General features: G+C 74.9%; 12 protein-coding genes. 5 read left to right on the top strand and 7 right to left on the bottom strand.

What is annotated here, in order from left to right; genetic code table 11:
* The first annotated feature begins 46 nt into the window (after positions 1 to 46).
* The 3 genes from K6U06_RS02420 to K6U06_RS02410 are packed head-to-tail and all read left to right on the top strand — an operon-like array spanning position 47 to position 3,834.
* Positions 47 to 3,289, top strand: a complete 3,243-nt coding sequence (locus K6U06_RS02420) for a phosphatidylglycerol lysyltransferase domain-containing protein (protein WP_262320292.1) — start codon at positions 47 to 49, stop codon at positions 3,287 to 3,289.
* A complete protein-coding gene (locus tag K6U06_RS02415; protein WP_262320291.1) occupies positions 3,286 to 3,567 on the top strand; it encodes an acylphosphatase in 282 nt (93 codons plus the stop codon). Before K6U06_RS02420 ends, K6U06_RS02415 begins: the two co-directional genes overlap by 4 nt.
* A gap of 54 nt (positions 3,568 to 3,621) precedes the next feature.
* Positions 3,622 to 3,834 carry a hypothetical protein gene (locus tag K6U06_RS02410; protein WP_262320290.1) on the top strand — a complete coding sequence of 71 codons (213 nt, stop codon included), beginning with the start codon at positions 3,622 to 3,624 and terminating at the stop codon, positions 3,832 to 3,834.
* 64 nt (positions 3,835 to 3,898) lie between these two features.
* On the opposite strand, the gene K6U06_RS02405 is transcribed toward K6U06_RS02410, so the two are convergent.
* The 7 genes from K6U06_RS02405 to ubiG all read right to left on the bottom strand — a co-directional run bounded on the left by K6U06_RS02405 (position 3,899) and on the right by ubiG (position 9,811).
* On the bottom strand, positions 3,899 to 5,266 hold the full coding sequence (locus tag K6U06_RS02405; protein WP_262320289.1) for a hypothetical protein: 1,368 nt from the start codon (positions 5,264 to 5,266) through the stop codon (positions 3,899 to 3,901).
* On the bottom strand, positions 5,263 to 5,805 hold the full coding sequence (locus K6U06_RS02400; protein WP_262320288.1) for a MauE/DoxX family redox-associated membrane protein: 543 nt from the start codon (positions 5,803 to 5,805) through the stop codon (positions 5,263 to 5,265). Before K6U06_RS02400 ends, K6U06_RS02405 begins: the two co-directional genes overlap by 4 nt.
* On the bottom strand, positions 5,802 to 6,257 hold the full coding sequence (locus K6U06_RS02395; protein WP_262320287.1) for a hypothetical protein: 456 nt from the start codon (positions 6,255 to 6,257) through the stop codon (positions 5,802 to 5,804). Before K6U06_RS02395 ends, K6U06_RS02400 begins: the two co-directional genes overlap by 4 nt.
* Positions 6,254 to 6,865 (bottom strand): hypothetical protein, encoded by a 612-nt coding sequence (locus tag K6U06_RS02390; RefSeq protein WP_262320286.1) that lies wholly within the window; start codon positions 6,863 to 6,865, stop codon positions 6,254 to 6,256. The genes K6U06_RS02395 and K6U06_RS02390 overlap by 4 nt, the downstream gene beginning before the upstream one ends.
* A gap of 92 nt (positions 6,866 to 6,957) precedes the next feature.
* Positions 6,958 to 7,773, bottom strand: a complete 816-nt coding sequence (locus K6U06_RS02385) for a hypothetical protein (RefSeq protein WP_262320285.1) — start codon at positions 7,771 to 7,773, stop codon at positions 6,958 to 6,960.
* A gap of 197 nt (positions 7,774 to 7,970) precedes the next feature.
* Positions 7,971 to 9,017 carry a type III polyketide synthase gene (locus K6U06_RS02380; protein WP_410050967.1) on the bottom strand — a complete coding sequence of 349 codons (1,047 nt, stop codon included), beginning with the start codon at positions 9,015 to 9,017 and terminating at the stop codon, positions 7,971 to 7,973.
* Positions 9,018 to 9,082: 65 nt separating this feature from the next.
* Complete coding sequence (ubiG, locus tag K6U06_RS02375; protein WP_410050952.1) at positions 9,083 to 9,811, bottom strand: bifunctional 2-polyprenyl-6-hydroxyphenol methylase/3-demethylubiquinol 3-O-methyltransferase UbiG; 729 nt, start codon at positions 9,809 to 9,811, stop codon at positions 9,083 to 9,085.
* Positions 9,812 to 9,843: 32 nt separating this feature from the next.
* On the opposite strand from ubiG, the gene K6U06_RS02370 reads away from it, so the two are divergent.
* Entirely contained in the window at positions 9,844 to 10,695 is an 852-nt protein-coding gene (locus K6U06_RS02370) for a UbiA family prenyltransferase (RefSeq protein ID WP_262320282.1), read from the top strand.
* Positions 10,692 to 12,161 carry a bifunctional 3-(3-hydroxy-phenyl)propionate/3-hydroxycinnamic acid hydroxylase gene (locus tag K6U06_RS02365; RefSeq protein WP_262320281.1) on the top strand — a complete coding sequence of 490 codons (1,470 nt, stop codon included), beginning with the start codon at positions 10,692 to 10,694 and terminating at the stop codon, positions 12,159 to 12,161. The genes K6U06_RS02370 and K6U06_RS02365 overlap by 4 nt, the downstream gene beginning before the upstream one ends.
* The last annotated feature ends 25 nt before the right edge of the window (positions 12,162 to 12,186 follow it).

Raw genomic sequence — 12,186 nt, 5'->3', positions numbered from 1 at the left:
GCCTGCGTACGGATCGATCCGAACCCTGCGGCAGGCGGCACCATCCATGACCGATCCCTCTCCTGCAGCCCCGACCGCAGCCGACCGCGCCGACGCCGCGTTGGCCGCGGTGATCGAGATCGACGTGCCCGTCGGGGGCCGGGCGTTGGTCCTCTCCGACCTGCACCTGGGCCGGGACCCGAGCGCGGCGATGTCAGCGGCGGTGCTCGAGGTGGTCCAGGCCATCGAAGCGTGGACCGGTCCGGGGGTGCTGGTGGTCAACGGGAACCTGTTCGACAACGCCCGCGGGCCGGTCGGTGACGGCGCCGCTGTGCTGGCTGCCCACCCCCGCCTGGTCGGCGCCTGCAAGGCGTTCTCGGCCGGCGCCGGGCGCAGGATGGTAGTCCTCCCCGGAGACCGCGACCCTCACCTGGCGTGGTCGACCCCGGCGCAGAAGGTCCTGGCCCGCCAGCTAGGAGCCGAGATGGCCCTGGCGGCAGAGCTACGCCTGACCACCGGCAGCGGCGTCCGCCTGGTGCGCGTCGAGCCTGGGCAGCGCGTCGATCCCCTGGCCGCGTTCTGCGACCCGTGCAACGCCGGGGAGACCCCCCTCGCCCAGCACCTGAGGGCCGACATCCTTCCCTCCGTCCTCGACCAAAACGGCGCCACCCCGGCCGGCGCGGGGTGGCTGGCGGGAATCGACCGCCTCGACGACCCGGCCTCCTTTCCCCGCTTCGTGGCCTCCCGGCTGGCGTACCACCAGCTCGGGCGGCGGGCGTGGCTGCTGGTGCTTCCCGTCGTGCTGGCGTTCGTGCTCGGCCTGCCCGCCCTGGTCGTGCGCCGAGCCCACTACGCCATCGGGTGGCGCGTCGGCCTCGAGGTCGCCGCGGTCGCGCTCGAGGTGGTCCTCCTCGCCGGGCTGGCGGCCGCGACGATCCGCGGCACCTGGCGGGGGCTGTCCGCGGTGACCCTCGGGACCAGCGGACGCGACCCCAACCACGCGGCGCGGGCCGCGGCGCGTGAGCTGATCAGCGCCGGGCACTCCGGGCTGATCACCGCCCACACCTGCCGCCCGGAGATGACCATGCTCGGCCCCGGCTTCTACGCCAACGCCGGCTGTATCAGCGAGGTGGTCTCCGAGGTCAGCGCCCGGATGCCCGGTCTGGGGCTTCCGGCGGTGTTCCTCGCTCACCGCCAGGCCGCGTGGGTGGAGCTGGAGGCCGGCGCCGAGCTGCACGTGCGGCTGATCTACGGACGCGTCGACCTGCCCGGCGCCAGCGTCTTGGAGCGCATCGTCGCCGACCGCGGTCCCGACACCGCGGCGTCCAAGGAACTGCGACCCGAGGTCGTCGCCACCTTCCCCCACGGCGAGTCGTGGCCGCCGCCGGTGTCGGAACTCCCCCGCCGTCGGCGGACCCGGCGCATCGCCGGCGCGATCGTCGCCATCGCCGGGTTCGCGACGCTGGTGTCATCGCTGTCGGACCCGGTCAACGACCGTCTGCAGCTGCTGCGGCGGATGTTCCCCGTCGCGGTCCCCGAGACCGCGGCAGCCCTCGACGCTCTGGCCGGCATCGCCTTGCTGATCCTCGCCCGAGGCGTCCGGCGAGGCCAGCGACGGGCGTGGGCGGTCACCCAGATCCTGCTCGTGGTGGCCGCGGCCCTGCACCTGATCAAGGGCGTCGACGTCGAGGAGGCGGCCGTCGCTCTCGCCGTCGCGACCTACCTGTGGGTGCAGCGACGGGAGTTCGAGGCGGCGACCGACATCCCCCCGCTGCGCAAGGGTTACGGCACGTTGGTGGCGGTCTTCGTGCTGGTCATCGTGGCCGGGACGCTCGGGTTGGAGCTGGGCACGTGGGTGAACGCCACCCGCCACCACCACGTGATCCACCGGTTGTCGTGGGACCGGGCCCTGCAGGCGTCAGTCGAGCGTCTCATCGGGGTCCGCCACGTCTCCCTCCCGACGATGATCGACCGGTTCTTCACCCCGGCGATGGTCGCCGCCGCGCTCGGCCTGGTCGCGGCTGCGCTGGTGTTGCTGTTCCGCCCGGTGGTCGCCCACCGCCGGCGGCTGGCGCCGGGCGAGTCCACCGGAGGCCTGGAACGGGCCCGGGCGGTGGTGGCCCGGCACGGGTCGGGGACCTTGGACTACTTCGCGCTGCGCCCGGACAAGGAGTTCTTCTTCTGGGGGGACACCGTCGTCGCCTACGCGGTCTACGGCACGGTGTGCCTGGTGTCGCCCGACCCGATCGGCCCGGTCGCCGAGCGGGAAGAGGCGTGGCGGGCGTTTAGGGCGTTCGTCGACGAGCACGGCTGGGCCCTGGGCGGTCTCGGCGCCGGCGAGGAGTGGCTCCCCATCTACCGGGCCACCGGCATGCACGACTTGTACGTCGGTGACGAGGGCGTGGTGCGCACCGGCCGCTTCACCCTGGAAGGCGGCCGGTTCAAGGGGCTGCGCCAGGCGGTCAACCGGGTCGCGAAGTACGGCTACACGATCAGCTTCCACGACCCGGCCCACCTCGACCCTCCGCTTCGCGCCGCGCTGGAACAGGTGATGACCAAAAGCCGCCGGGGGGACGTGGAGCGAGGGTTCTCGATGACCCTCGGGCGGGTCTTCGACCCGGCCGACGACGGCTTGCTGCTCGCGGTGGTCCACGGGCCGCCGCCGCCCGACGGCCCCGAGGGGACGCCGGGGCCGCCGGTCGCGTTCTGCCAGTACGTGCCGGCGCCGGGCATCGGCGGCTACTCCCTCGACTTGATGCGCCGCGACGACGGCGAGCACCCCAACGGCCTCATCGACTTCGCGGTGGTGGAGACCATCAAGTACGTGAAGGAACACGGAGGCACCAGCCTGGGCCTCAACTTCGCGACGATGCGCGCGGTGCTCGCCGGGGAGGCCGGCGAGGGGGTGTCGCAGCGGGTGCAGGCGTGGCTGCTGCGGCGCATGGGGGACTCGATGCAGATCGAGTCGCTCTGGAAGTTCAACGCCAAGTTCGATCCGGACTGGCAGCCGCGCTACGCGGTCTACGACGCCCCGGAGAACGCGCTGGCCACCGCCATCGCGGTGGCCCGGGCGGAGTCGTTCTGGGAGCTGCCCGTCATCGGGCGCTGGTTGCAGCCCTCCGCCGCCCGCCAGGTGGCGGGGTTGCAGGTGACCCCCGCGCCGGTCACCGCCCAGGAGCCGGCGGACCGCCCCGACGCCGGGACCGGTCCCGAGCCGGCTGGCCGTCCCGAGCCGGCGGCCGGCGCTCAGCCGGCGGCCGGTCCTGACGCTGCGCCGGCCGGGGCGGGAGCCGACCGCTCCCGGCGATGAGCGGGCCGGTCGCCAAGCACGTGCTGGTGTCGGGGCGGGTGCAAGGCGTCGGGTTCCGGGCTGCGTGCGCCCGCGTCGCCGGCCGCCTCGGCGTCGCCGGCTTGGTCCGTAACCTCCCCGACGGCCGTGTCGAGGTCGTGGCCGCCGGCGAGCCGGCCGCGGTCGCCGCTTTGATCGACTGGTGCCGGGCCGGCCCGAGCTGGGCTGAGGTCACCGATGTGGTCGTGGGCGACTGGCCCGAACCGGTCGATCCCGCCAGCGGGTTCGGGCTCGGGTGACACCGGGGCGGACGGCCGCGGGTCGCCGGCGGCGTTGGTGGGTAGCGTGACGGTATGGCTGATGCACCGAGGGAGCCGAACGCGCCGAGCCAGAAGGAAGACGCGGCGCGCATCGCGGCGGACGAGGAGCGCCTGAAGAAGCTGGAAGGCGACATCCAAGAGGCCCGCCAGACCCACGAGTCGACGAAGAAGTCCTGGCAGAGCGGGTTGCTGCCCGAGGCGGAGGGCGACGAGGGCGACGCGGCCGCCGCCCCGCTGCAGACCTGACCGGCGGGGCCGCCGCGACGCCCTTCCGCTGCCCTGCCGCCCTCCCCCCGGGGACCCTCCGGCGTTACCCCCGCGACCCGTGGAAGGTGGCGTCGCCGAAGTTGAACACCCCGCCGTCGGACGCGACCAGCCAGTAGCCCTGTCCGCCCGGAGTGGCGGCCATGCCCACGATCGGCTTGTTCAGCTTCACGTTGCCCGTCGAGCCGAAGAACCCGGCGTCGCCGAACTCGAAGATCCCGCCGTCCGCGGCGACCAGCCAGTAACCCTTGTCTGTCGGGGTGGCGGCCATGCCGACGACGGGCTGGTTGAGCGTGACGTTGCCCGTCGAGCCGAGGAACGGCGCGTCGCCGAACTCGAAGATCCCGCCGTCGGACGCGACCAGCCAGTAGCCGGCGCCGGAGTGCATCGCGGCCATGCCGACCACCGGCTTGTTCAGCGTGACGTTGCCGGTCGAGCCGTCAAAAGGCGTGTCGAAGTCGAAGATCCCGCCGTCGGAGGCCACCAGCCAGTAGCCGCCCGTCGCGGGGTCGGTGCTCATCCCGACGATCGGCTGGTTGAGATGCACGTTGCCGGTCGAGCCGTGGAAGGCGGCGTCGCCGAACTCGAAGATCCCGCCGTCGGAGGCCACCAGCCAGTAGCCCTTCCCGTCCGGCGTCGCGGCCATCCCGACGATCGGCTTGTTGAGGGTCTTGCCGGCCAGGTCGCCGTAGGTGGCCGCGTCGCCGTAGGCGGTGACCACGCCGGTGACGTCGACCAGCCAGTAGCCGTTGCCGGTGCTGGTCGAGGCCATCGCCACCACCGCCGGGGGGGCCGGCGGGGCGAACGACGTCGGGCCGTCCTGGCAGGGGGCGTAGTGGTTGGCGGTCGACTCGTCGACCTGCGACACCGTCGAGCAGGTGGGGTCCAGCTCCCACGGCGGGGTGCAGCTGACCACCCGGCACAGGATCCGCCCGGAGCAGGCGATCTCGGTGTGGCACTGGCCGTAGCGGAACTCGGTGCAGCCGACGTGACGGTTGTTGCAGTCGCCTAGCGCGCACTCGCAGGTGAGGCCGTCGCAGCCGCAGAACTGGAAGCCCCCCGAGCAGGAGCAGCCGTGGCACTCCCCCATGCAGTCGATGTAGTACCGGGCGCCGGCGCAGTACGCCGAGCCGTCGGCTTTCCACCAGCCGCCGGCGAAGCTGCCGGGAGGGCAGGCGTTCACCCCGCCGTCGATGGTGCAGCAAAACTGGGTGTAGCCGTCGCAGCACGCCTGGCTGCACGAGCAGTTGGAGCTGGCGCACTCGCAGACGAAGGCGTACGCGGTGGCCGGCCGCAGCAGGAAGTCGACCGGCCCGATCGACGCCGCGGTGGCGACCATGGTGCTGCGGGCCAGGAAGCTGCGCCGCGACGTCCGCCCGACCAGCCACCCCCCCATGCGTTCGACGACTGTCACTGGCGATCTCCCGATCCTTGGTGGCGCGCCTGCGCCAGCGGGTTGGTGAGGACGATGGCGGCCATGGCGCACACCACCAGCGAGCCCGCGGCGAGCGGCACGGCCCGCCACGCCTGGCCGGCGAGGGTGGACGGCAGCGACCTCGACTGGCTGAAAGCCCACGCCAGGGCGGACCCGGCGGCGACCACGTTGACCACGACATGCGCCCACGACGGGGGCGTGTCGGGACGGCCGAAGCAGCCGCAGGAGGCCAGGGGAAGCCGCCGGCGGAGCGCGACGGCCACGAACACCGCGAACCCGGCGAACGACAGCGCCACCAGCAGCGCCGGGACCGGCCCGGGGGCGACCAGCGCGGCGACGCCGACCGCGGTCTCGGCGGCGGCCACGGCCCGCACCCGCCCCGGCGTCGCCGGCAAGCCGGCGGCTCGAAGCGCGATGGAGCTGTCGGCGGGCCGGCGGACCTTGGCCACGCCGGCGCCGGCGAGGAGCAGCGACCCGGCCGCGAACAGCCCGGCCACCGCGGGGGCTCCGGCGCTCACCCGCCGACCGCCTGCACCTCGAGGGACCCGAGCACCTGGTTGGCGCGGGCGCAAAGCGACTGGGCCGCGGCGTACGAGCCGATCACCGAGTACAGGCAGAACGCCCGGCCGCCGGCGGTGAAGAACCGCTGCACGCCGGCCTGCCCGGCGATGACCCGTTGCATCGCCTTCGGGCGGTACATGTCGGGGGTCAGCCCGGGCATGGCCGTCGACGCGAACAGCGCGGTGTCGGCGTTGTCGGTCCCGAAGTCGAGCAGCGCGACGAACACGTCGGTGGCGCCGAGCGTTTCTACCAGCCCGCTTCCGTAGTCGCCTCGCCCGGCCGGCAGCGGGACCGTCGCCGCGTGCAGCACCGGGCGGGTGACCTCTCCCGGTCCCGGCGGCCTCAGGTAGATGGAAGCGTCCCACCCCGGCGGCGGGGTCACCGACAGCCCGTGTGACGTGATCTTCATGAAAACCCTCCTGCGACGGCCGCGACAGCGGCGACGACCCCGAGCCCGACCGCCGCGACGGCGGTGGCTCCGACGGTGACTCCCGTCGCGACCGGCGCCATGCGCACCAGCGCGCCGTGACGGCGTTGCAGCCCGGCGAACGAACGCACCCGGCCCGCGCCGACCAGAGGCAACGCCCTGACCAGCCCGAACGTGGCGCCGATCATCGCGCCCGGCAGCCACGACCCCGACAGGAGCGCGGCGGCCAGGTACAGCCAGACGGTCGCGGTGGTGACGATGGTCGTGACGCCGGCTCCCAGCTGCGCCCCGAACCCGGCTCCGTACACCCAGCCCCGGTACCGGTTGAGCCAGTCCTCGTCGACCTGCCGGCGGGGTCCGGGCACCGGCGCGCCGGTCCCGTCGATCACCACGGCCAGCGCGGCGAGCGCCCCGAGGACGCCGGCGCGCGCCGGTGCCCCCGCGACGCCGGCCAGCGCGGAGCCGGCCGCGCCGAGGACGGTCCCCATCGCGGCGGCAGCGGCCACCGAAGCCGCGACGTACCACGCCACGGTGATCGACCATCGGTTGTGCCTGGCCCGCTCCCCGAGCGGGCTGATGCTGGTCAGCATCGACTCACCTCACGGCGACCAGGTCGAGCGCAGCCCGGCCACGACCGCGATGCTGACCCCGGCCGCCACCACGGCGGCCGTCGCGACTGCTGTCACCGGCGAATCTCGCCGGGCTCGGGGCCCGCGGGCTGGGTGATCGACGTGGGGCGCAGCCGGGGGTCGCCGGGCAGGATCCCGGCCGCAGCCAGCTCCCGGTCGATGCGCTGCTCGCGGTCCGCGTCGGCGGACGACTTGGCCCACCGCTCGCCGAGGTCCGGCTGGGCGACGGGGTTGGTGGTGCCGTCGGCCACCGCGTTGGCCACCAAAGTCCGCACCGCGTCCCAGGTCGCCGCGGTGCCCTCCCCGACGACCCTGGCCGCGGGGCCCGACACGTACACGAAGTACGGGGCGTAGGGCACGTCGTAGCCGCTCCACACGTCGCTCGACATGACGACGGGGACGTGGGTCCCGGCCAGGCCGGCGACCACCCCGGGCGACTCGGCCTCGCTGCCGCGGGTGACCACCACCAGGCGGGCGCCACCCGGGACATCGGGGACGCCCTGCTTGAGTACGTCCCAGATCCCCCGGCACGTCGAGCAGCCGGAGGTCAAGAACGCGACCAGCGTGTCGTGACGGACCCCGGTCACAGCGATCGCCACCGCGTCGCCTGAGGGGGTCACGCCGGCGAGGTCGGGCACCGCGGTCGGGTCCGGGCGGGCGGGCGTCGGGCGGGCTTGGAGGGCCACCGGGGTGGCCACACCACCCGCCGAAGCACCCGCCGCGCCGCTGCCCGCGGGCGCGTCGGGACTGAGGTCCACGCCGAGGCTGTGCATCGCCCGGGTCAGCTCGGCGTTGGAGCGAAGCAACCCGAGGACCAAGAACCCCAAGAGCGCGACTGCTGCCAGGACTACCACATCGACTGCTACCACCGTCGGGACCTCCCCGCGCTGCAGACCTTCCGCACGCCGTTCACCCTACCGAGGGCGCGGCCGGGGTTACAGACCGCGCGGGGCGGGGCGGCGCGCTGAGGGCGGGGAGGGCAGCGGTCGGGGCGGCTCACAGTGATGAAGACGCACAGCCGGCCCGGTTGGTTCCATACCGGCCCCGGGTCGCTCCCGCGGGGCGCCTACACCGCCTTGAGCAGCACGCCGTAGAGGGTCAGGCCGGGCCCGAACGCCAACGCCACCACCGCCTCCCCCGGCGCCAGCGGCGCGGCCCTCCGCAGCTCCTCGAGGACCACCAGCACCGTCGCCGACGAGCAGTTGCCGTGCTCGGCGAGCACCCGGCGGGACGGGTCGAGGGCGCCGGGGCCGAGACCCAGCTGCTCCTCGACGACGTCGAGGATCCTCGGGCCGCCGGGGTGCACCGCCCAGCCGTCGACGTCGCCGCGCCCGAGGCCGTTGCGGACGAGCAGGTCGTCCACGAGAGGCCCGACGTGGCGGGCGAGGACGTCGGGGACCCGCCGCGACAGACCCATCCGGAAGCCGAGGTCGGTGATGTCCCAGCGCATGTGGTCGGCGGTGGCCACGTCGGTGCGGGCCACCACGTCGATCACCTCCAGACCCGAGGCCGGGCCGCCGGCGCCTCCGCCGGGCTCGACGACCACCGCGGCGGCGCCGTCGGAGAACAACGCGTGGGCGACGGTCTGCTCCATGTCCGCGCTGGGCGGCTGGACGTGCAGCGACGCCACCTCGACGCACACGAGCAGCGCGGGGCGGCCGCGGGCTACCACCGCGTCGCTCACCGCTCCCAGCCCGGGCAGCGCCGCGTAGCAGCCCATGTGACCGATCAGGAGGCGCTGCAGCGACGGGTCGGCGCCGAGCAGCTCGGCGAGGCGGATGTCGAGGCCCGGGGTGGTGTACCCGGTGCACGACACCACCGCCAAAAGCCCGAGGTCGCCGGCGGCCAGCCCGGCCCCGTCGAGGGCGTCGCCCGCCGCGGCGGCCGCCAGCGGCAGCGCTTCGGCCAGGTAGCGGGCCATCCGCTCCCCCGTCGACCACCCGGAGATGTCCTCGACGGTCGGGTCGACCGCGGTGTGGCGCCGGCCGCAGCCGGCGCCGAGGAACACCGCCCGGGTCCAGCGGTTGTCGCCGGCGCGCGGCCCGTAGAACCCGTCCCAGTACTCCTGCTGGCTGCGCCCGGCCGGGAACGCCTGCCCGCTGCCGGTGACCACCGCCGGCGCCGGCCGCTCCCAGGCCGGGGCGGCGACGCCGACCGCCGGAGACGGTGCCGCGGTGCTCACCGCCCGACCCCCTTGGTGCCCCACCCTTGGAACAGCACCGCGGTGGTCCACACCGGCACCATCGTCACCGCCGGCCGGCGGCCCGCGGCCCACCCGGCCAGCTCCCGCCACCGGGGCCGCAGACCCCGCAGCCGCAGCTCGACGCCGTGCGCCGCGCAGGCCCGGACCAAAGCGTCGCGGTCGACGAACAGCGCCGGGTCGTGGATGCCCGCCGGCGCCGCGCCCGGGACCCGCTCGGCGATCTCCACGGCGACGAGGGTGGCCAGCCTGGTCGCGGCGATGGTGTCGACGACCAGCCGGCCGCCGGGGCGAAGCAGCCGGCACGCCTCGGCGACCACCGCGGCGGGGTCGGTGACGTGCTCGAGGATCTCCCCGGCGCACACGACGTCGGCGACCTCGTCGCGAAGCGGGACCGTCGCGGCGTCGGCGCGCACGACGGTCACCCCGTGGTCCCGGGCCCGGCGCAGCGCGGAGCCGGTCACGTCCACCCCGACGTGGTGGTACCCCTTGGCGGCCAGGTGCGGGGCGAGGAGCCCTCCCCCGCAACCCAGGTCGACGAGGACCGCCCCGGGGCGGGCCGCGGCGGGGACCAGCCCGGCGCGCGCCTCGGCCAGCCAGTGCAGCATGGCGAAGGCGCCCCTCGGATCCCACCACGCGTCGGCGAGGTCGTCGTATTGGCGGGGATCGTTGCGGGCCCGCAACGTGGGCAAGGGCACACCAGCCACCCAACCACAGTCCTCCACCTATGGTGACCGCCATGGGGTCGGGACGAGCGCAGCAGTCCACGGGAGGGCCGCCGGCGGCGCTGACCCTGCTGCGGGCCTGCCACCCGGAGCCGACCGCCGCGGTCACCGCGCTGAGCGTGGTCCTGGCCGCGTCGTCGGGACGCGCCGCACCGGGGGTGGTCGCGGTCGGCGCCGCGGTCCTCGCCGGGCAGCTGTCGGTCGGGTGGCACAACGACTGGCTCGACGCCGAACGGGACCGAGCCGCCCGCCGGTCCGACAAGCCGCTCGTCGGCGGCGGGCTCGGGCGGAGCACCGTCGGCCTGGCGGCGTTCGGGGCGGCGGCCGCGTGCGTGCCGCTGTCGTTTCTCTCCGGGTGGCGGGCCGGCGGCGCGCACGTCGTCGCGGTGGCGCTGGCTTGGGGTTACAACGCCCGGCTGAAGAGCACGGTGTGGTCGTGGGCGCCGTACGCGGCGAGCTTCGCTCTGCTCGTCGCGTTCATCTCCCTCGGCCGGGCCGGTCACCCGGCCCCGCAGTGGTGGGCGCTGACCGCCGCCGCGCTGCTCGGGGTCGGGGCTCACCTGGCCAACGTGGTCCCCGACCTCGACGACGACGCCGCCACCGGCGTGCGCGGCCTGCCCCACCGCCTGGGGCGCACCCGCACCGTGGCCGGCGCCGCCGCTTTGATGCTCGCCGCGTCGGCGGTCGTCGCGTTCGGTCCGGGCCGGGTCGGCTGGACCGCGGCGGGCCTGCCGGTAGCCGCCGCTCTCGTCGCCGGCGGCGTCGTCGCCTACCGGCGAGGCCGGGAGGCGCTGCTGTTCCGGGCGTCGCTGGTCGTCGCGCTGGTCGACGTCGCCATGCTGGTGAGCCGGGGCCGTCAGCTGTGACCGGCCCCGACCCGGAGGTCACCGTCGTCGGCGCCGGGCCGGTCGGGATGACCCTGGCCGCTCTTCTCGGCGGCCGGGGCCGGCGGGTGGTGGTCCTCGACAAGCAGCCGCGACCGGTCGCGCAGCCCCGCGCCGTGCACCTCGACCATCAAGGCGCCCGGATCCTCGACGCGGCCGGGGTCATGGAGGCGCTGGCGCCCGACACCGAGGTGATGGACGCCTACGAGTGGCGCAACCCGGCCGGGCAGGTCCTGCTCCGGTTGCAGCCCGACGGGCCGCTCGGGCGTTCGGGGTGGCCCGAGTCGCTGATGTTCTCGCAGCCGGCGCTCGAGGCGCTCCTAGCCGAGCGGCTGGCGGCGCTGCCTTCGGTGGAGGTCCGCCGAGGTCGGCAGGTCAGCGACCTGGCCGAGCTGGGCGGAGGGTGGGTCGTGGGCTGCGACGGGGCCAACAGCACGGTCCGCTCCCTACTCGGGATTGCGTCGGCCGACGCCGGCTACTCCTTCGACTGGCTGGTCGTCGACGTCGTCGAGGACCAGCCGCGCCACTGGATCCCTTGCAACGTGCAGGTCTGCGACCCGGCCCGGCCGACCACGGCGGTGTCAGGTGGCCCGGGCCGGCGCCGATTCGAGTTCATGCGCCTGCCGGGCGAGGACCCCGACGAGCTGGCGTCGGAGGCGACCGCGTGGCGGCTGCTGGCCGCCTGGCAGCTCGACGCCGGCAGCGCCCGCCTCGAGCGTCACGCCCTGTACCGATTCGACGCGCGCGTCGCCGAGGAGTGGAGAAAGGGGCGGTTCTTGCTGGCCGGTGACGCGGCTCACCAGATGCCGCCTTTCGCCGGGCAGGGGCTCTGCGCCGGGCTTCGCGACGCGTCCAACCTGGCGTGGAAGCTCGACATGGTCCTAGCCGGCGCTCCCGCCGCCCTCCTCGACACCTACGCCAGCGAGCGGCGGCCCCAAACCCGCACCGAGATCGACTTCTCCGTCGAGCTGGGCCGGGTCATCTGCGTCTCCGACCCCGACGCGGCCGCCGCCCGGGACCGTGACATGGTCGCGGCCGCGAAGCGCTCGGGGCCGATCGCCCCGCCTCCCCTGCCGGCGCTCGGCCCGGGCCTGCTGCGGGCCGGGGACCCCGCCGCGGGGACCCTGTCGGTGCAGGGGCAGATCACCGCCGGCGGCCGCCACGGGCACCTCGACGCGGTCATCGGGCGGGGCTGGGTGCTCTACGGCCGCGACGGCGACCCGGGCCGGCTGCTCGGCGCCGACGCGGCGGCGTGGTTCGCCGACCTCGGCGGCCGGTCGCTGGACTGCTCCGATGCACCGGCGCCGTACCCGGAATGGTTCCGGGAGCTGGGCGCCGCGGTGATCCTGGTCCGCCCCGACTTCGCGGTGTACGGCGCCGCCCGCCACACCATGGGCGCCGGCGACCTGGTCACCGGTCTGCGCCGCCAGCTCGCCGCGATGGCCTGAGCCGGGTCTCGCTGCGGGTAGCCTC

This window comes from Acidiferrimicrobium sp. IK, from assembly GCF_025499425.1.
In the GTDB taxonomy this organism is placed as follows: domain Bacteria; phylum Actinomycetota; class Acidimicrobiia; order Acidimicrobiales; family Palsa-688; genus Acidiferrimicrobium.
This window is presented reverse-complemented; position numbering and strand designations above follow the sequence as displayed.

Bases quoted from the DNA above. Each gene is read 5' to 3' on its own strand.
- K6U06_RS02420 (WP_262320292.1), top strand. From the start codon at position 47: ATGACCGATCCCTCTCCTGCAGCCCCGACCGCAGCCGACCGCGCCGAC.
- K6U06_RS02415 (WP_262320291.1), top strand. From the start codon at position 3,286: ATGAGCGGGCCGGTCGCCAAGCACGTGCTGGTGTCGGGGCGGGTGCAA.
- K6U06_RS02410 (WP_262320290.1), top strand. From the start codon at position 3,622: ATGGCTGATGCACCGAGGGAGCCGAACGCGCCGAGCCAGAAGGAAGAC.
- K6U06_RS02395 (WP_262320287.1), bottom strand. From the start codon at position 6,257: ATGAAGATCACGTCACACGGGCTGTCGGTGACCCCGCCGCCGGGGTGG.
- K6U06_RS02390 (WP_262320286.1), bottom strand. From the start codon at position 6,865: ATGCTGACCAGCATCAGCCCGCTCGGGGAGCGGGCCAGGCACAACCGA.
- K6U06_RS02370 (WP_262320282.1), top strand. From the start codon at position 9,844: ATGGGGTCGGGACGAGCGCAGCAGTCCACGGGAGGGCCGCCGGCGGCG.